This is a genomic window from Occultella glacieicola (genome assembly GCF_004353825.1).
GTDB classification, from domain to species: domain Bacteria; phylum Actinomycetota; class Actinomycetes; order Actinomycetales; family Beutenbergiaceae; genus Occultella; species Occultella glacieicola.
Genome location: NZ_SMNA01000003.1, coordinates 455,546 through 474,075, shown reverse-complemented (window position 1 = coordinate 474,075; position 18,530 = coordinate 455,546). Strand labels below are relative to the sequence as shown.

Annotated in this window: 16 protein-coding genes and 1 pseudogene; 7 read left to right on the top strand and 10 right to left on the bottom strand. The window is 69.2% G+C overall.

The genetic code is table 11. The features are described from left to right. The first annotated feature begins 2 nt into the window (after nt 1-2). Together EXU48_RS07725 and EXU48_RS07720 are read left to right on the top strand one after the other, a co-directional pair. Nucleotides 3-833 (top strand): rhamnan synthesis F family protein, encoded by an 831-nt coding sequence (locus tag EXU48_RS07725; RefSeq protein WP_133107043.1) that lies wholly within the window; start codon nt 3-5, stop codon nt 831-833. Between the two features lie 10 nt (nt 834-843). Beyond that, the gene (locus tag EXU48_RS07720) at nt 844-2,904 is read left to right on the top strand and encodes a glycoside hydrolase family 99-like domain-containing protein (protein ID WP_133107042.1); all 2,061 of its coding nucleotides are present in this window, start codon (nt 844-846) and stop codon (nt 2,902-2,904) included. On the opposite strand, the gene EXU48_RS07715 is transcribed toward EXU48_RS07720, so the two are convergent. The 4 genes from EXU48_RS07715 to EXU48_RS07700 all read right to left on the bottom strand — a co-directional run bounded on the left by EXU48_RS07715 (nt 2,901) and on the right by EXU48_RS07700 (nt 7,775). After that, entirely contained in the window at nt 2,901-3,626 is a 726-nt protein-coding gene (locus EXU48_RS07715; RefSeq protein ID WP_207947659.1) for a class I SAM-dependent methyltransferase, read from the bottom strand. The two genes, EXU48_RS07720 and EXU48_RS07715, sit on opposite strands and share 4 nt — an antisense overlap. Beyond that, the gene (locus EXU48_RS07710) at nt 3,619-4,533 is read right to left on the bottom strand and encodes a lysylphosphatidylglycerol synthase domain-containing protein (protein WP_165962718.1); all 915 of its coding nucleotides are present in this window, start codon (nt 4,531-4,533) and stop codon (nt 3,619-3,621) included. Before EXU48_RS07710 ends, EXU48_RS07715 begins: the two co-directional genes overlap by 8 nt. A 186-nt stretch (nt 4,534-4,719) precedes the next feature. Further along, entirely contained in the window at nt 4,720-6,168 is a 1,449-nt protein-coding gene (locus EXU48_RS07705) for a hypothetical protein (protein ID WP_133107040.1), read from the bottom strand. Then, nucleotides 6,165-7,775, bottom strand: coding sequence for a DUF2142 domain-containing protein (locus EXU48_RS07700; protein WP_133107039.1), 1,611 nt, complete (start codon nt 7,773-7,775; stop codon nt 6,165-6,167). The genes EXU48_RS07705 and EXU48_RS07700 overlap by 4 nt, the downstream gene beginning before the upstream one ends. A 113-nt stretch (nt 7,776-7,888) precedes the next feature. On the opposite strand from EXU48_RS07700, the pseudogene EXU48_RS25390 reads away from it, so the two are divergent. Together EXU48_RS25390 and EXU48_RS07695 are read left to right on the top strand one after the other, a co-directional pair. Beyond that, nucleotides 7,889-7,987 (top strand): annotated as a pseudogene (locus EXU48_RS25390) (glycosyltransferase family 2 protein); the annotation flags it as partial. Nucleotides 7,988-8,054: 67 nt separating this feature from the next. Further along, nucleotides 8,055-8,984 carry a glycosyltransferase family 2 protein gene (locus EXU48_RS07695; RefSeq protein WP_328591631.1) on the top strand — a complete coding sequence of 310 codons (930 nt, stop codon included), beginning with the start codon at nt 8,055-8,057 and terminating at the stop codon, nt 8,982-8,984. Here the strand turns inward: EXU48_RS07695 and EXU48_RS07690 are convergent. The 3 genes from EXU48_RS07690 to rfbA all read right to left on the bottom strand — a co-directional run bounded on the left by EXU48_RS07690 (nt 8,865) and on the right by rfbA (nt 11,369). Further along, nucleotides 8,865-9,773: a glycosyltransferase family 2 protein gene (locus EXU48_RS07690; protein WP_133107038.1), complete on the bottom strand. Its 909-nt coding sequence runs from the start codon at nt 9,771-9,773 to the stop codon at nt 8,865-8,867. The genes EXU48_RS07695 and EXU48_RS07690 overlap by 120 nt on opposite strands. 1 nt (nt 9,774) lies before the next feature. Beyond that, entirely contained in the window at nt 9,775-10,392 is a 618-nt protein-coding gene (locus EXU48_RS07685; RefSeq protein WP_133107037.1) for a dTDP-4-dehydrorhamnose 3,5-epimerase family protein, read from the bottom strand. An 86-nt stretch (nt 10,393-10,478) separates the two neighbouring features. Beyond that, entirely contained in the window at nt 10,479-11,369 is an 891-nt protein-coding gene (rfbA, locus tag EXU48_RS07680) for a glucose-1-phosphate thymidylyltransferase RfbA (protein WP_133107036.1), read from the bottom strand. An 83-nt stretch (nt 11,370-11,452) separates the two neighbouring features. On the opposite strand from rfbA, the gene ahcY reads away from it, so the two are divergent. Further along, nucleotides 11,453-12,937: an adenosylhomocysteinase gene (ahcY, locus tag EXU48_RS07675; protein ID WP_207947658.1), complete on the top strand. Its 1,485-nt coding sequence runs from the start codon at nt 11,453-11,455 to the stop codon at nt 12,935-12,937. A 105-nt stretch (nt 12,938-13,042) separates the two neighbouring features. After that, nucleotides 13,043-14,332, top strand: coding sequence for a Na+/H+ antiporter NhaA (gene nhaA / locus EXU48_RS07670; RefSeq protein WP_133107034.1), 1,290 nt, complete (start codon nt 13,043-13,045; stop codon nt 14,330-14,332). 29 nt (nt 14,333-14,361) lie between these two features. Here nhaA and EXU48_RS07665 read toward each other — a convergent pair whose 3' ends face one another. Further along, nucleotides 14,362-15,396, bottom strand: a complete 1,035-nt coding sequence (locus EXU48_RS07665; protein WP_235856892.1) for an RDD family protein — start codon at nt 15,394-15,396, stop codon at nt 14,362-14,364. Between the two features lie 19 nt (nt 15,397-15,415). Here EXU48_RS07665 and EXU48_RS07660 point away from each other — a divergent pair, with 19 nt between their 5' ends. After that, entirely contained in the window at nt 15,416-16,411 is a 996-nt protein-coding gene (locus EXU48_RS07660; protein ID WP_133107033.1) for a stage II sporulation protein M, read from the top strand. 146 nt (nt 16,412-16,557) lie between these two features. Here the strand turns inward: EXU48_RS07660 and EXU48_RS07655 are convergent, their stop codons facing one another. Continuing rightward, nucleotides 16,558-17,268, bottom strand: coding sequence for a FadR/GntR family transcriptional regulator (locus EXU48_RS07655; RefSeq protein ID WP_133107032.1), 711 nt, complete (start codon nt 17,266-17,268; stop codon nt 16,558-16,560). An 11-nt stretch (nt 17,269-17,279) separates the two neighbouring features. Beyond that, nucleotides 17,280-18,389, bottom strand: a complete 1,110-nt coding sequence (locus EXU48_RS07650) for an L-talarate/galactarate dehydratase (RefSeq protein WP_328591632.1) — start codon at nt 18,387-18,389, stop codon at nt 17,280-17,282. Nucleotides 18,390-18,530 lie beyond the last annotated feature (141 nt).

The following is an 18,530-nucleotide window of genomic DNA, read 5'->3' as shown; positions in this document are numbered from 1 at the left end:
TCGTGGGACTGTTCAGCGCAAAGCGGCCACGGGTCCTCGCCGGCCCCGGTGGCGAGGTTCGCCTGGATCCGGGGGCGTCCGAGGTCCTCGCAGCGGCGAAGAAGGTCGCGATCGTCGCGCAGTACAGTCCGGACGGCCGGGTGTGTCGATCCCTGACCGAGTACTTGCGCGAGTTCGTCGAGCACGGATACACGTGCCTCGTGATCTCGACTGCGCCGCACGACGCGGAACTCTTCTGGTCCATGCCCCCGCCGGTCGGTGTCGCGGTCGCGCGGCGGCGAAACCTCGGCTACGACTTCGGGTCCTGGTCCGTTGGGCTTGACACCTTTCCCCACCTAGCCGGCCTCGACCACGTGGTCCTGACGAACGACTCGATGGTCGGTCCCTTCGCCTCGATCGGCCCACTGATTGCGGACTACGAGGCCACGGGCGCGGACGTGTGGACGATGACCGACTCCTGGCAGATCGGCCACCACTTCCAGAGCTACTTCGTCGGCTTCCGGCGCGGCATCTTGGCCGAGGCGCCCCTGCGCGACTTCTTCCGCGGAATCCGGGTGGAAGCGACCAAGATGGACGTCGTTCGGCGCTACGAACTCGGCCTGAGCCGTGCCTGTGTCTCCGCCGGCTATGCGCTCACCTGCCGGTTCCGCTCCCACGACCTCACGCCGGACGCGGTCAACCCGACCCTCGCGGCGTGGCGCCCCCTGCTACTGAGCGGTCTCCCCTTCGTCAAGCGAACCCTGATCACGGATCCCTCGACCGGTCCGGACACGGACACGATCGTCGACGTCGTCCGGGCGACCTACGGGGAGGAGATCGACGAGTGGCTGTAGGTGAGGACAGATGAGGCGGATCACGGTCGCCGGCGTGCGCCGGAGGCTGGCGCGCTACCGCGGGATCGCGAAGGGGGTGGTGGTCACCTACCTGCAGGACGGCACCCTGCCCGGCGGGGAGGGGGCGCGAGCCGCAGTCGACTTCGGGGCATGGCTGCGTCGGGGCGCCGGCCGCAAGGCCTCGGGACATCCGGACAGCTGGCGGGTCGACTCGCAACTCCCGCTCGAGGTGCCATCCCGGGTCGCGGTCCTCCTCCATGTCTTCTACCCCGAACTGCTGCCCGAACTCCTGCGCAAGCTGGAGGCCATGCCCGTCGAGTTCGACCTGATCGTGACCAACAGTTCGGGTCGACCGCTGGACCTCGATGCGTGCAGTGCCCCGATGCTGCGCAACACCGTCTCGTTCGACACCGAGAACCGCGGCCGGGACATCTTTCCTCTCGTGCAGGTCGTCAACGCCGGCATCCTCGACCCGTACGAACTCGTGCTGAAACTCCATACCAAGAAGAGCGCCTGGCGGACCGCGCGGACGGATCTCGAGGGCTCGGGGGACGCCTGGCGGGCGGGTTTCGTCGAGGAGCTCGTGGGCGACGGCGACCGGATCAGGGCGATCCTGAGCGCGTTCGCGGACGATCCGAACCTCGGTCTGATGACGGCCGAGGGAAACGTCATGGGGCCGGAGCATTGGGGCGCGGACGAGCCACTCACTCGTGAGCTGCTGCGTCGGCTCGAGTTCGACGTGGTCCACGACGACCTTCGGTTCGCTGCCGGCTCGATGTACTGGGTGAAGGCATTCGTGCTGCAGGGCCTCAGGGCCTTGAACCTGACCGCCGTCGACTTCGAGGACGAGCACGCCTCCCACATCGACGGCACCACGGCGCATGCACTGGAACGCTCGATCGGGATCCTCACCCGAGAGGCCGGCCTGACCGTCGAGGACTCCGGTCGGCTCCACGCGCAACAGGCACCGGAGGACGCGTGGGCACGATTCGCCCTCGCCACCACACGCACCCCGGCCGCCCGGTTCGTGCCGTTCTACCTGCCCCAATTCCATCCCACCGTGGAGAACGACATCTGGTGGGGCAAGGGCTTCACCGAGTGGACGAACGTCACGGCGGCCAGACCCGTGTATCGCGGGCAGCACCAGCCCCGGTTCCCGACCGAGCTCGGCTTCTACGACCTGCGGCTCGACGCGGTCCGGGAGCAGCAGCGCGAACTGGCCACCGAACACGAGATCGCCGGCTTCATGTACTACCACTACTGGTTCGCCGGGCGGCAGCTCCTCGAGCTGCCGGTGAACAAGCTCGTGGCAGGTGACGTCGAACAACCCTTCTGCCTGATGTGGGCGAACGAGAACTGGACCCGACGCTGGGACGGCCGCTCCAGTGACGTCCTGATCGGTCAGAACTATGACGAGGTCCCGGCCGAGCAGTTCATCGACGACGTCGCGCCGCTGTTGAGTGACCACCGGTACTTGCGTGTGAGTGGCAGGGCGGTGCTGGCCATCTACCGGCCCGGCCAGATTCCGGACTTCCCCGCTGTGGCCGCGACCTGGCGCGAGCGTGCGCGCGCAGCCGGCATCGGTGAGCTCCTCCTGCTCTCGGTGAACGTGGCGGAGGAGTTCGACGGGTTGGCCTCACAACCGTCGGACTATGGACTGGACGGAACACTCGGCTTTCCCCCGCACAACCTGTCCTGGGTGGCGGGCCCCGCGGAGCGTCTGTCCCTGGACCCGGCGTTCCGTGGAAACCTGATGAGCTATGGCGCCCTCGTGACGGAGGCGATCAAGAAGCTGCGAACCATGCCGGACGACTTCTATCCCGGAGTCATGGTCACGTTCGACAACACCGCGCGCCGACAGTGGCGGCCGGATATCTGGTACGGATCCAACCCCTTCACGTTCCGCCGCTGGCTCGCGGAGTGCGTCCACGCCGTCGCGCACCGACCCGCACAGGAACGGATCGTGTTCATCAACGCATGGAACGAGTGGGCCGAGGGTGCCATCCTGGAGCCAACCGACCGGTTCGGGCGCACCTACCTCCAAGCCGTCCGGGACGTCGCCCGGTCCTAGCGCCGGGCAGGCTTCGTCAATACCGACGTCTGCTCCGGATAGGGCAACGTCGGGGTGAGGCCCGTGAACCGGGCCTCTCGCAATCCAGACTGTTCAATGGCCGTGCGATACCTGCGACGCCGAGAATTGTCGAAAATGATGATGCCGTCATCCACCAGGTGAGGAATGGCGGCTTCCAGGCAGGCAGCACGCGCGCGGCCGTCGATCACCACCACGTCGAAGAGGCCCCCGACCGCGTCGATGGTCGCCACGTACGCCCGGAAGTCCAGACCGGCGTTTCCGGACTTCGACGAACCGATCGCCGGCTGCTTCGACGGCTCAGGCTCGACGACATGGAAAGTGACGTCGTCGAGCGTGGCCAGTTCGGGACCGATCCTCGCGGCGAACCCCACGTGGTGCTCCACGGAGTGAACCTCCCGGGCTCGCTCGGCCAACCAGAACGTGCTGGCGCCGGAGCCGTACTCGAAGACCCGAACATCGCCATCGCGCGACGTCAGAACCTGTTCGATGTGGTCGATCGCGTCATAGGTCCACCACGGCACCCCGAGGTCGACGATGGCCAGCGAGTCATGGACCCGAGTGAGGCTGTACGCCCAGTGCTGCAGGCGTCTGCTGCGTTCCGGCGGCTCGGCGTCAAGGATCTTCGCTCTCGTCAACAACCGCCCCGAGGCGCGCATGGCCTTCGCATAGGTGCTCTTGACCAGGTAGGGCAGGTTACTCAACCGAGCCGCCTTCCGGGGGAGTGGGGGTCTGCGGTCCGCGCGCTGCTCGGAGCCAGAGCAGGCCCAGAATACCGCCTCCGGCGTCGACGACCATCAGCAGGAGGCGCGCGATCGCGGCCACGGCGACCGCGGGTCCGGGTTCCAGACCCGAGATCGCCACGAACAGGATCTCGCGGATACCCGCGCCGGCGGGGACCGGAACTGCGAGGAATCCGACGATCCAGGCAGCGATCGCTGCGAACGCGATCCGAGCCGGGAGTTGCTCGTATCCCAGGGCCTGCGTTACCGCCACCGAGGCCGCGCCGACGAGCAGCCAGGTGGGAACGGCACCCAGGATCAGCGAGAGCATCGTCCGGAACGGTGGTGCGGCGACCCGGACGCGCCCCTTCGTGAACCGATCGAGTAGGGCCAGCATCCGTCCTGACACTGACGGATGGGCACAGATCACTCCGATGGGCACCAGAACCAGCAGCGCCATCTCCGGCCCGACCCGACCCCCGTCGGCGGCGAGGAAAGGCGCCAACAGTCCGGACGCCAGAGCGGCGCCCACGCACATCAGGGCGAGTGAGAGCAGGGTGCTGGTGTAGGCGAGGCCCCGCGACACGCCGGCCCGAGCGGCCAGTTCCCCCCGACCGACCACGGGCCAGATGCCGCCGGGGATGTACTTGCCAAGTTCGCCCACGAAGTACCAGCTCGAGACCTCGCGGATCGGGTGTACGGCACCGAACGTCGTCAACGTGCGCTTCCACAACACGGCCAGACCGACCATCGACGCCGCACTCGCGAGGAGGGCGAGCGCGAGCCATCGCGGATCGGCGGAGGCAACCGCCGTCGAGACGGTGGACCAGGAGTCGACCAGCGCGATGGTGCACAGGGTCAGCGCCGCCACTGCGGCCACGATTCCCACGACCCGCACCGCGACCCTGAGCCGAGGGTGGTTGTCCTGGCCTGCTTCCTGCGGTACCGCCGGTTCGGCGTCAGGCGAGGATGGCGTCATTGGCACGTACTCTAGCCGCGCAGCCCTGCGCGCTGCAGCGGTCCGGTGACGAACGGAAGCTGTCGTCGGCGGCCGGAGCAGCCGCATGAGCCGCCTTCACCGGTCAACGCGTCCGGTGAGGTCACCGTGGTTGGCAGCGGCGGGGCGGTGGCGTGGGGCAGGGAGTCGGTCACAGGCGATCACTGCGACGACGATCGCGGCAATGGCGAGCGCCGTGGCCGCCACAGCGGCGCCAGGGAGGATCGGGGCGACGCGGGCCTGGGGAACCGCCGTGACGTACTCGCGGAGCCAGTCGAGGTATTGGACGTTCACGACGACGAGCCACACCGCCGTGGGGAGCCACCGAGCGCGTGCGACAGCGGTGAGCCCATGGGCGATGAGCACGAACACCACGGTCGCGACCGGCAGGAGGTACCTCGGGCTGAGCTGGCCCCCGCCAGAGGCGTAGCCGAACTGTTGGGCAAGGGACGCCAGGACCAAGGCCGCCGCCAGCGCGCCAACCACGGCATCGGCCGGCATCGTGGTTCGGAGCCGCCGGAGGAAGATCAGGCCGACAGCCACAGGCAGGAGCAGGCACGCCGTCGTCATGAGCTCGACCGGGAAGGTGCCGAATCGGCCGTGACCGAAGAAGCGCAGCAACTGCCACCAGGCGTCCGGGTCGGCGACGAGTTCAGGGATCGGGCGCTCCACTCGGCCCAGGCGGGCCCGGAACCACTCGATATTGCCACCGGTCAGCGTGCCCGTGGTCTCGAGGAGGTGAAGGTAGAACCAGAGTGCGGATGCGAGCACGACGCACCCGGCGATCGTCGCCTGCAGCAGCCCGCGACCGACGCGCCGCACCCGCCCCGGCGCCGGGCCGAGGGCACTCCGAACGACCAGTGCCGCCAGACACAGCGCCAGCACGATCGCAACGGAGGCACGGCTCAACATCCCGAGCGAGCCGAGAGCGGCGATCAGGGCCGTGTCCCGCCACGTGAGCGCCTCCGAACGGAGCGATCGCGCCGTGACGCCGAGGAGCAGCGCGCACAGGAGTGCGGCGAGGATGTCGTTGTAGACCGCGCCGCCGACACCGGTGACCCAGGCGGACGAGCCGGCCACGATCCCTGTCGTGAGCGCGAGCCGTGGACGCCCGGGTGCCAGTTTCCGCGACGCCCACATCACCGCGGCCACGAACGCGACGGTGATCGCGATGTTGACGGCACGCGCCGCGAACCCTGCGCGCAGCATGTGGTCGGCGTCGGTCAGCGGCCCGATCACGGGCGCGAGGATCAGGTAGAACAGCGGAGGATGCTGCGACACCCACTGCACCGGGGGCACCGAGCCGAACGGTGGCCGGATCACCAGGCCGCCCTCGAACGTCGGCAGCATCCCGCGCCAGACCTGGTAGGCGTAGTCGAAGTGGGCCGACTCGTCCGCGGTTCCGAACATCGGCACGGCCAGCGCCACGGACGCCGAGAAGCCGGCAGTTGCCACCAGGACTGCCAGGACGCCGACGCGCTCCCAGCCGAACCGGGACCGGACAGGCGCGAGGTGCGCGTCGCTCACGCGCTCACCGCCGACGGTGCCCGGCGAAGGCTCCGGCCGCGCCTGAGCGCGACGACGAGGACCCCGACCAGGATGATGGACGCGAGAGCCGGTACGAGGGTCGTGACGACCACGCCGGCCCGGCCGGCGATCGACCACAGCGCCCAGCGGTTCAGGCCGACGATCACGGACTCGGTGGGGAGTTGGTAGCAGGCCTGGAAGAAGGTGATCAGGCCCACGGCCGCCAACGCCACGGAGGCCACCGAGGCGACCAGGGGTAGCCAGTGCGCCCAACGACGCCCGAGGCGGCGTGCGATCGCGTCGATCCCGAGCCAGGTGGCGGCCGCAAGCACAGCGATCGAGGAGAACAGGTAGCGACCCTGCAACTGTCCGAACAACCCGTTGATCTGGTAGGAGGCGAACGCGCCACCGAAAACGACGGCGAGGGTGCCGAGCGGGAGGATCAGCAGGACCGCGAGCCGCAGCCGGCGCCGGCTGACGATGACGCCGAGGGCCACCGCGGCAAAGCACATCACGGTCAGAGTGAGCCAGAGCGGCTGCGGCAACGGGACCTCGAGCCAGCCGAAGTTTCCCCAGAAGGACGTGGACGAACGACCGAGCGCCTCGGGGAGGAACTCGCCGAGGGTAGGCGTGTCATCCCCCCAGTCCGGCGCGAAGAGCGGCATCCCGCTCGGTTGCAGGGTGTGGTGGACCAGGAGATTCCGGAGCCACCACCAGCCTCCGACCACGAAGGCGACCGCAAGGGCCACGAAGGCCTTCGAGAGCCGAACTCTTGGCCGGTCCTCGCGTGCGCCGACGATGACGGCGAACGCGACCACCGGGATCGCGGCGAGAAGGAACCCCTTGGTCAGCAGCCCGAGCCCGAGGATCACGCCGAGTGCGACGACGCGGGGCCAGGTCGGTCTGGCCGCCATCACGGTGGCCGACCCCGCGACGATCCCGGCTCCGAGCAGGTTCGTCAGTGAGTCGTTCGAGACAGAGGCTCCGATGTGCGCGAACTGAGGGACCGCGATGACCGAGACGGCTGCGGCAACGGCCGCGGTGCGGTTCCCGGTCAGGAGCCGGGTGGTCACGGCGGTCAGGGGCACGACCCAGACGGTGAGTCCCGCAGAGAACAGCCGCAGCAGGAGCAGCTGCTGATCCCAGCGCCAGTCGAGCGCGCCGACGGCGCGGACGAGGCCCGCGCCGAGAACATAGAACAGTGGCGGATGTTGCGCCATCTGGTCGAGCGTCGGTGGGACGTCCAGCAGGTCATCGGTGTGGTCGAGCACCGCTCGTTCCTCGGCGGTCAGTGGGCTGACGTCGACGAACTGCTGTCCCCAACCCTCCAATGTTCCCCTGGGAAGCACCGAGAACGTGAAGATCGAGAGCGACTTGTCCGCTCCGGTCAGACCCGCCTCGTGCGCGGCGATCAGGGTGGCGTCGCTCATGGTGGCGGCGCCCGGGCTCGGCCAGCCACCGCCGGTGGCCACCCGCATCACACTGTTGAAGTGCTGCGGTTCGTCCGGCGCGCGGAATCCGGGCGTCAACACGGCCCAGAGCGCCAGGATCGCCCCGAAGAGCACCGAGATGATGACGACCACCAGCCGGTACATTCGTAAGCTCACGGCCCGAGGTTACAGCCCCGGCCCATCCGCGCTGAGCGACCGCCGCCGCGCCTCAAGCACCAATCGGGTGTAGCCGCTTGTAGACTGAGCGAGCCCGCGCCCAGAGGTGGATCATGAAGCTGTTCGTCCAGGTGCCCTGCCTCAACGAGGAGGAGACCCTGCCGCTCGTGCTTTCGTCGATCCCGCGGCAGATCCCCGGGGTCGAGAGCATCGAGATCCTCATCATCGACGACGGCTCGACCGACCGGACGGTCGAGGTGGCTCGGGCACACGGGCGTCGTGCATGTCGTCCGGCACCCGCGCACCATGGGGCTGGCCCGCTCGTTCCGGGATGGCGTCGACTACGCGCTCGCGCACGGCGCGGACATCGTGGTGAACACCGACGGCGACAACCAGTACCCGCAGGAGAGGATCGCCGACCTGGTCGAGCCGATCGTCCGAGGTTCGGCGGACGTCGTCATAGCCGACCGACAGACCTCGAAGATCGCCCACTTCTCGCCGTTCAAGAAGTTGATGCAACGGGTCGGTTCGAGGGCGGTGAACTATGCAGCGGGCACCGAGCTGCCCGATGCGGCGAGCGGGTTCCGGGCCTACTCGAAGGGCGCGCTGCTCCGGCTGAACATCGTCACCCAGTTCAGTTATTGCATGGAGACCATCATCCAGGCCGGCAACAAGCGCCTGCGGATCGAGAGCCTGCCGATCACGACGAACCCGAAGACGCGCGAGTCCCGGCTGTTCAAGAACATCGGTCAGCACATGGTCAAGTCCGCGACGGCGATCATTCGCTCGTACCTTATGTTCAAGCCGTATGTCGTCCTCGGAACGCTCGGCGCGATCCTGCTGCTGGCGGCAATCATCCCGTTCGCCCGCTATCTCGTGTTCCTGATCCAGGGCGAGGGCGGCGGGCACGTCCAGTCGCTGATCTTCGGCTCGGCGATGCTGGTCGGCGGCCTGCTCTGCTTCGCGCTGCTGGTCATCGCGGACCTGCAGCGGACGAATCGGGTTCTCCTCGAGGAGACACTGGAGCGGCTCAAGGTCATCCAATACGGGCGCCCGCCGGAGGACCTCTCGACCCCTGACTCCCTCGCCTCACCCGCGCCGCGGACCGGTCACACCACGCAAGCCATCGCCGAGCCCGTGCGCCATCAGCCGGATCCGTTCCCATCGGGGCGCGACGAACACAGCGTTGAACGCGAGGTACTTCGCTAGCCAGACGAGGTAGCCCAGCCGCCAGGCTGGACGCAGCAGGCCCGAGCGTAGGAGCAGGACCGTGTTCCTGGCCATGTAGTAGGTACGCGGCGCCGACTGGACGTGGACGGGTTGCGATCGACCCGGGATCTTTGTCACCCGCTCGCCGAGCTGGTGGCTCAGGCGCGCCGCCGCCACCGCGAACAGCCGATCCCCGGCCCGACCTGCCCGCAGCCCCCACTCGAGGTCGATGTGGTCGATGAACCAGTCGGCGTTCATGGTGCCGACGCGTTCCAGGGCGGCGGCCGGGATGAGGCATCCAGATGCGATCAGGAACGCCACCTCGACGAGCCCGTCGGGGCGGACATCCTCCGGACCGGCCCGCCTCGGCCCCCATCGGCGGGCGACGTAGACCATCTCACCTGAGGTGGTGCGACTGTCGGAGGAGACCGGGCCCACACCGGCGACCGGTCGACCGGCGGCGGCCGCCCTCGCATAGCCGTCGAGCAGTCGGCCGACCATGTCGTCAGCCGGCAACGAGTCCTGGTCCGAGAGGAGGACATGGTCCGCCGCGAGTTCGATCGCACGAGCGATGCCACGGTTCTGGGCGGCTGCGATCCCCTCGTTCGTGGGGAGCGCGATCAACTCGGCACCGACCCGCTCGCAGGCGTCGGCCGGCTGGATCGCGGAGCCGTTGTCCACTACGACGACAGCGGTGCACTGCTCCTCGAGTCGTTCGAGCAGGGCGGCCAGCGTCCGGGCCTCCGGCTCGTACGTGACGACGACCGCCACCACCCGCGGCGCCGTCATGTCAGGTGGTCAGGGACGCGAGGAACTCCTGGACGACCGCAGCGGCGGGCAGGAGTCCCCGCGCCTGCGCCTGCGCCAGGCTGGGGGCGGCGGCGTCCTTCTCCGACAGCAGCGGGGTCAGTGGCGCGCCGGTCCGGCTCGTCGTGGGCCACTCGATCCCGATCGCCGGATCGAGCGGATGGACGCCGTGTTCGCGTCCCGGTGCATAGCCGGCCGAACACAGGTACAGCACGGTGGAGTCGTCCTCAAGGGACAGGAACGCGTGGCCGAGGCCCTCGCTTAGGTAGATGGCGCGACGATCCACATCGTCGAGAAGGACCGAGTCCCATTGTCCGAAGGTCGGCGAGCCGACCCGGATGTCGACGACGACGTCCAGAACGGCTCCGCGGGCACAGGTGACGTACTTGGCCTGAGACGGTGGTACATCCGCGAAGTGGATCCCGCGCAGGACGCCGGCGGCCGAGACCGAGCAGTTGGCCTGTTTGAGGTCGAGGGAGTGCCCGACGGTCTCGACGAACCGCTCGTCCTTGAACCACTCCAGGAAGACACCACGCGGGTCACCCATCAGCGTCGGTGTGATCTCCCACGCTCCGGGCACGGACAACTCGCGAAGGTTCACCGGTGTCTCCAACTCGTTCGAGGGTGGCTGCTGGTGCGGCACGCCATGCTATCGAGACCGCGCCAGCCCGCCCGGGTCGACGGCGGTCACCCCTCCAAGCGGCGCTCCTCGGTTGCGATGTCGAGGAGGCTGAGGAGATAGTCGCCGTAGCCGGACTTCCGTAGCGGGTCCGCACGTTTACGCAGGTCGTCGTCGCCGAGGAAACCCATGCGCCAGGCGATCTCCTCCGGGGCCCCGATCTTCAAGCCCTGCCGGCGCTCGATCGTGCGAACGAAGTCCGATGCCTCCAGGAGGGAGTCGAACGTGCCGGTGTCCAGCCAGGCCGTGCCCCGCGGCAGGACCTCCACCTGGAGGCGGCCCTGGTCGAGGTACGTCCGGTTCACGTCCGTGATCTCATACTCACCACGCGCGGAAGGTTCCAGGTCGGCGGCGATCTCGAGGACGTCGTTGTCGTAGAAGTACAGGCCCGGGACCGCGTAGTTCGACCGCGGCCGCTCGGGCTTCTCCTGCAGAGAGAGCGCACGACCGTCTCCGTCGAACTCGACGACGCCGTACGCCGTCGGGTCCGAGACGCGATACGCGAAGACGGCGCCGCCGTCGATCTGACGGAACCGGCCCAGGGTGATGCCGAGGCCCGGACCGTAGAAGATGTTGTCCCCGAGCACCAGCGCCACCGAGTCGGTGCCGACGAAGTCCGCACCGAGCACGAACGCCTGGGCGAGCCCGTTCGGGACTTCCTGGACCGCGTAGGAGATCGAGATCCCGAACTGCGAGCCGTCGCCGAGGAGGCGATGGAACTGCTCGGCATCGTGCGGGGTGGTGATCACCAGCACGTCCCGGATCCCGGCCAGCATCAGCGTGGACAGCGGGTAGTAAATCATCGGCTTGTCATAGACCGGCAGGAGCTGCTTGCTCGACCCGAGGGTGATCGGGTGCAAGCGGGTGCCGGACCCACCGGCGAGGATGATGCCACGCATGGACGCCAGTCTTGCCTACTCGGCCGGCCCGCGGGAGAGAACCGGGCCGATTCGATCACGGGCGGGCCGCGGGCGCGGATAGCATGCCGATCATGACTTTCTCTGAGAAGCCCGGTGTGTACAAAGTCCGCGACCTCAGCCTCGCGGCTGCCGGCCGGCACCAGATCCGGCTCGCCGAGCACGAGATGCCCGGCCTGATGGCGCTGCGCGAGGAGTACGCCGAGTCCCAGCCGCTGCGCGGGGCCCGGATCGCCGGCTCCCTGCACATGACCGTCCAGACCGCGGTGCTGATCGAGACCCTGACGGCGCTCGGCGCCGAGGTCCGCTGGGCCAGCTGCAACATCTTCTCCACCCAGGACGAGGCCGCCGCGGCCGTGGTCGTCGGCCCGAACGGCACCGTCGAGGAACCGGCCGGGGTGCCCGTGTTCGCGTGGAAGGGCGAGACCCTCGAGGAGTACTGGGACTGCACCGAGCAGATCCTGCTCTGGCCGGGCGAGGGCCCCAACCTGATCCTCGACGACGGCGGTGACGCCACCATGCTCGTCCACGACGGCAAGCGGTTCGAGGCCGCCGGGGTAGTCCCGGACAACCTCGAGCCGGGGGACCACGGGTACTCGGAAGAGGGGGTGGTCTTCCGCAACCTGCTGCGCCGGTCGCTGGCCGCCGACCCGCAGCGCTGGACCCGGATCGCCGACGGCATCAAGGGCGTCAGCGAGGAGACCACGACCGGCGTGCACCGGCTCTACCAGCTCGCCGCCGCCGGGGACCTGCTGTTCCCTGCGATCAACGTCAACGATTCCGTCACCAAGTCCAAGTTCGACAACCGGTACGGCATCCGGCACTCCCTGCCGGACGGTATCAACCGGGCCACCGACACCCTGATCGGCGGCAAGGTGGCCGTGGTCGCAGGCTACGGCGACGTCGGCAAGGGGGCCGCGGAGTCCCTGCGCGGGCAGGGGGGCCGGGTGATCGTCACCGAGATCGACCCGATCTGCGCGCTGCAGGCCGCCATGGACGGGTACCAGGTGTCCCGGCTCGAGGACGTCCTGGACGTCGCGGACTTCTTCATCACCACCACCGGGAACGTCAACGTCATCACGGCCGAGCACCTGGCCGGGATGAGGGACAAAGCTGTGGTCGGCAACATCGGCCACTTCGACAACGAGATCGACATCGCCGGGATGGCCCGCATCCCGGGCGTCGTCCGTACCGAGATCAAGCCGCAGGTGCACGAGTGGACGTTCCCGGCCACCGACGAACGCCCCGAGCACTCGATCATCGTGCTCTCCGAGGGGCGCCTTCTGAACCTCGGCAACGCCACCGGGCACCCGTCGTTCGTGATGAGCAACTCGTTCACGAACCAGGTGATGGCCCAGATCGAGCTGTGGGAGGCCGACGAGACCTATGAGCTGGGTGTGCACCGGCTGCCCAAGGTTCTCGACGAGAAGGTCGCACGCCTGCACCTCGAGGCGCTCGGGGTGGACCTCACCGAGCTCACCAAGGAGCAGGCCGAGTACATCGACGTCGACGTCGCGGGGCCCTACAAGTCCGAGCACTACCGGTACTGAGCCTCACCGTTCCACCAGTAGGGTGTGTGGCAGCCCGGACCTCCGGGCTGCCACGGTGTGCCGGGAAGTCTGGTCGGCGGCCCCTATCACCGACCCCTCAGGAGCATGCCCGTGAGCCATAACGAACCGTCTCAGCCGTTGTTCAGCGGACTGACCGAGGGTGGGCTGCGCAACTACCTCGACACCCTGCGCGGGGAGGCGATCGGCGGGATCCTGCTGATCGTCGGCGCCGTGATCGCGCTGATCTGGGCGAACTCGCCGTGGAGCGCGAGCTACGAGATGATCCGCGACTTCCGGTTCGGCATCGACGCCTGGCACCTGGATCTGACGGTGGGCCAATGGGCCGCCGACGGGTTGCTCGCGTTCTTCTTCTTCGTGGTCGGGCTGGAGCTCAAGCGCGAGATCGTGACCGGCGAGCTGCGGCGCCTGTCCACCGCGATCGTGCCGGTGGCGGCCGCCGTGGGCGGCATGGCCGTACCCGCCGCGATCTACCTGGCCATCAACCTGACCTCCGAGGCTGGGTCTCCCCACGGCTGGGCGATCCCGACCGCGACCGACATCGCGTTCGCCGTCGCCATCCTCTCGATCGTCGGCCGCAGGCTCCCGACGGCGTTGCGCGCCTTCCTGCTCACGCTCGCCGTGGTCGACGACCTCCTCGCCATCCTGATCATCGCCGTCGCCTACACCGACGGGCTGACCCTGGCCTGGCTCGCTGCCGCGGCCGCCTGTGTGCTCGTCTTCGCGCTGCTGCTGCGCCGTGGGATCACGTCCTGGTACCTGCTGATCCCGCTGGGCGTGGCCACCTGGGTGTTCATGCACTCCTCCGGGATCCACGCCACGATCGCCGGGGTCGCGCTCGGCATGGTGGTGCCGGCGCTGCCCCTGAAGGGCAAGGCCTCCGCGCGCCGGCCGGCGAACCTGCGCGAGGGTGCCTCGATGGCGGAGGTCTTCGAGTACCGCTGGCGGCCGTTCTCGGCCGGGTTCGCGGTGCCCGTCTTCGCGCTCTTCACCGCCGGTGTTGCCGTCGACCCCACGTCGCTCGGCGAGGCCCTGCGGGACCCGGTGGCACAGGGTGTCGCGCTCGGGCTCGTGCTCGGCAAGCCGATCGGGATCACCGCGGCCACCTGGCTGATCTCCCGGTTCCGGCATGTGAACCTCGCACCCGGGCTCGGCTGGGCGGACGTGCTCGGTGTCGGCGTGCTCGCCGGCATCGGGTTCACGGTGTCCCTGCTGGTCGCCGAACTCGCGTTCGGGGTCGGGGCCCCGGAGGACGAGCACGCGAAGATCGCGGTCCTGGCGGCGTCCCTCGTCGCGGCCGTCCTCGGCGCCATGCTGCTCCTCTGGCGTGGCCGGGTGCATGAGGCGCGAGGCGAGCCGGCACCCGAGCAGGACTGAGGCACCGGACCCGCCCTGCCGCGAAGGCTTCAGGCGTAGTCGGTGACGCCGTACGGCAACCGGCGGATGTGCTCGCTCTCGTCCGCCCGGCGAGCCTGGCCCTCGAGCCCGGCGGCGTACTCACGGTCGCGACGCTCCACGAGCACGGCGGCGATGAACCGCTCCGGGTTCGTGCCCCACGGCGGCGGCGGCGAGACATACGGCTCGATCGCGGCGGCCAGCGCGCGGCCGAGCTGGAACCGGGTCTGCGGGGCGAGGGTGCCGGTGCGGGACAGGAACACCCGAGCGTGCAGGGCCAAGTTGTCCGGGAGCCGGCGCAGGTCCGCGCGCTCGGCCCACGCGCCCAGGTCAGGTGGCATCAGCAGCGGCGCCACGGCCAGCTCGGTGCCGCGCTCGCGGACCGCGTAGGTGCCGGCCAGGAAGTCGCCGAGGCGCTTGCTGCGGTTGTTGAAGATCGCCACCAGCACCGCGATGCTGCCGAAACAGAACCAGATCTCGCCGACCCCGGTCAGTGCCCGCACGAACGACTGCCGGAACCGGACCGGCCCGCCGTCCTCACGCACGACGCGGGTCCCCATGGCCACCTTGCCCGCGGACAGGCCGCGCGTCACGGTCTCCACCGCCGTCGGCACGATGACCATCATCACGGCCATGGTGGAGACGATCAGCACACCCGCCTGGGAGTCGTTCACGATGAACCGCAGGCTGAGCAGGACGATGGCGACGCCGATGATCCCGTAGACGGCCAGGTCGATGACGCCGGAGCCGATCCGGGACATCAGCCCGGCGGGCCGCAGGTCGAGAGCGACCGCCTCGCCGGTGATGATCAGGTCGGCAGGATTGCCCGACGGCGTCGCCGGGTTCGACGACGACGGCTGCGGTACCGGGGTGCTCGGGGCGGGGGCGCCGCCGCGCCGCGGCGGTGGCACCTGCTTGGGCGGGTGGTTGCCGCGCTGGAGTGGTGTCGCGTACGGGTCCGGCCGGCCGGCCGTACGCCCGCCACCCGGTCGCCCCTGACCGTCCGACGGCGGTGGCGCGTACGGGCTGGGCGCGACGGAGGACATGTATGGCAGGGTATCGGTCGTGGATGTGGATGCGTTCGTCGCGGTGAACTCACCCCGGTGGGAGCGGCTCGACGCGCTCGTCAGGCAGCGCCGGCTCACCGGAGCCGAGAGCGACGAACTCGTCAACCTGTACCAGAGCACCGCCACGCACCTGTCCCAGGTACGCACGTCGGCGCCGGATCCGAGCCTGGTGTCACGGCTCTCCGGGACCCTCGCCCGCGCCCGCGGGCACATCGCCGGCGCGCACGAGCCGGCCCTGGCGGACCTGCAACGGTTCGTCCTGATCTCCGTTCCGGCCGCGTTCTACCGGGTTCGCTGGTGGACGGTCGCGATGATGGTGCTGTTCATCCTGGTCGCGGTGGGCAACGGGATCTTCACCTACAACAGCCCGGAGGCCCTGGCCGCGTTCGGGAGCCCGAGCCAGCGTCAGATCTATGCCGAGCAGCTCTTCGAGGCCTACTACTCCAACAACCCCGCCCCCGACTTCGCCGCACAGGTGTGGACGAACAACGCCTGGATCGCGGCCAGGGCCATCGGGCTGGGCATCACCGGGTACTTCCCGGTCCAGATCCTCGTCTCGAACGCGGCCGCCATCGGCTCCGCGGCCGCCGTGATGGCCGAGTTCGGCCTGCTCGACCTGTTCTTCGCGCTGATCCTGCCGCACGGGCTCATGGAGCTGACCGCGATCTTCATCGCCTGCGGGGCCGGCTTCAAGCTCTTCTGGACTCTGGTCGCGCCGGGGCAGCGGACCCGGACCCGGGCGCTCGCGGAGGAGGGCCGGGCCCTGTTCACGGTGGCCATCGGCCTGGTGTTCGTGCTCGCGGTGAGCGGCGTCGTCGAGGGGTTCGTGACGCCGTCGACCCTGCCCACGGGCGTCAAGATCACGATCGGGGCGCTCGTGCTCGCCGCCTACTGGGCGTACACGATCCTCCTCGGCCGGATCGCCGTGCGGGACGGCGAGACCGGTGACGTGCGGGCCGAGCACGCCGAGGACACCGTCGCGATGGCCGCCTGAGGGGGCCGGCCGGTCTCCCGCGGCGTAGGGGAGGGCGTCGGTGAAGAGCGGACGCCGGCCGCGGCCGCGAGCGCGTGGAGTCGGCTGCCTCCTGCTGCATCGGGCGGGTCATCGCGTGGGGTGAGCGTGCCCGCCTCCGGGTCCGCTCAGCCCTGGAGCCGGGCGCGCGAGTTGGACAGGTGCAGCCGGATGGCGGCCCGCGCCGTCTCCGGTTCCTGGCGGGCGATCGCCTGGACGATCGAGTCATGCTCGACGGCGGCCAGACGCACGTTGTTCGTGCGGTGGGCTTGCGCACCGGTCAGGAGCCGGAACTTCGGCATCACGATCATCATCGGGCCCATCGACTTCAGCAGGGCGATGTAGTGCCGGTTCTGTGCGGCGCGGGCGATGGCCATGTGGAGTGCGAAATCGGCCTCGACCGCCTCGCTCGGGCGGGCCTCGCACTCCAGGAACGTGCGGGTCAGGCGCTCCAACTCGGCCAGTTGTTGATCGGTGCGACGGGTCGCCGCGAGGGCGGCCGCCTCGGACTCGACGCCGAGCCGGAAGTCGAGCATGTCCCAGACGTCATCGAACGTGCGGACTCCCGGGGCGTCGATCGCGAACTGTCCCTGGCTCGGCACGTTCAGGACGAACGAGCCACGGCCCTGCTGGGTCTCCACCAGACCGGCCGCCTGTAGTTGCGACATCGCCTCACGCACGACGGTCCGGCTGACCTTGTAGGTCTCCATCATCGCGCTCTCGGTGGGCAGCTTCTCACCGCGGCGAATCGTGCCGTCCTGGATCAGTTCGGTCAGCCGCAGTACCAGTTCGTGGCTCAGCCCACGCGGGCTCTCCCGGTTGAGGGGTTGCGGCTCCATGCAGCCGGACCCTACCGACCGCCGAGCTCGGTGGCCTCGACGGTCCAGGCGCGAGCCTGGTCGCTGAGGGTGATGCCGAGACCGGGTCGATCCGGCACGAGCATGCGTCCGTCGCGGATCTCGAGCCGCTCGTTGAACAGCGGGTCCAGCCACTCGAAGTGCTCGACCCAGGGTTCGCGCGGGTAGGCGGCGGCGAGGTGGAGGTGGATCTCCATGGCGAAGTGGGGTGCCAGGTCGAGCGCGCTGACGTCCGCGAGTGTGGCCAGGCGCAGGAATGGGGTGATCCCACCGACGCGCGGTGCATCCGGCTGGAGGATGTCGCAGGCGCGGGCATCGATCAGTGCGCGGTGCTCTGCAACGCTGGAGAGCATCTCCCCGGTGGCGATGGGGGTGTCCAGCGCCGCCGCGAGGGCCGCGTGTCCCTCCGCGTCGTAGGCATCCAACGGCTCCTCGATCCAGGTGAGCGAGAACTCCTCCAACGCCCGCCCCATCCGCAGCGCCGTGGTCCGGTCCCACTGCTGGTTCGCGTCGACCATCAGGGGCGTGTCCGGGAGGTACTCACGGATCGCCCGCACCCGACGTAGATCTTCGTGGGTGTCCGGCAGGCCCACCTTCAGCTTGATGCCGCCGATGCCCTCACCGAGCGAGCGTGCCGCGTTCTCCTGGACCTCGGCCAGGGAACTGTGCAGGAATCCCCCCGAGGTGTTGTAGGTGCGCACGGAGTTGCGGTAGGAGCCCAGGAGTTTGGCCAGGGGCAAGGTCGCGCGCTTGGCCTTGAGATCCCACAACGCGACGTCGAGGGCGGCGATTGCCTGCGTGGCGATCCCGCTCCGTCCCACCGAGGCGCCGGCCCAGAGCAAGGCGTCGTACAAGCGGCCGATGTCGCTGGGGTCCTCACCGAGCAACCCGCCGGCGACCTCCCGGGCGTGTGCGTACTGCGCGGGGCCGCCGGCGCGCTTGGAGTAACTGAAGCCCACGCCTTCAAGGCCCGAACTGCTGCGGATCTGCGCGAACAGCATCATGACCTCGGTCATCGGCCGCTGACGGCCCGTGAACACCTTCGCGTCGCTGATGGCCTGCGCCAGCGGAAGTCGGACGGAGGAGAGCCCGATCCATTCGATACGCTCACCCGGCTCGTTCGCTCCGGTCCGTTCCGGCACGGCGGCTGGGGTCACGACTGCGACCCCCTCTGCGCTCGAGCGCAGCCTCTGATCCATGGCGATGGTATTCCTCGTCTACGTGGTGGGGGGCGAACATCCCTT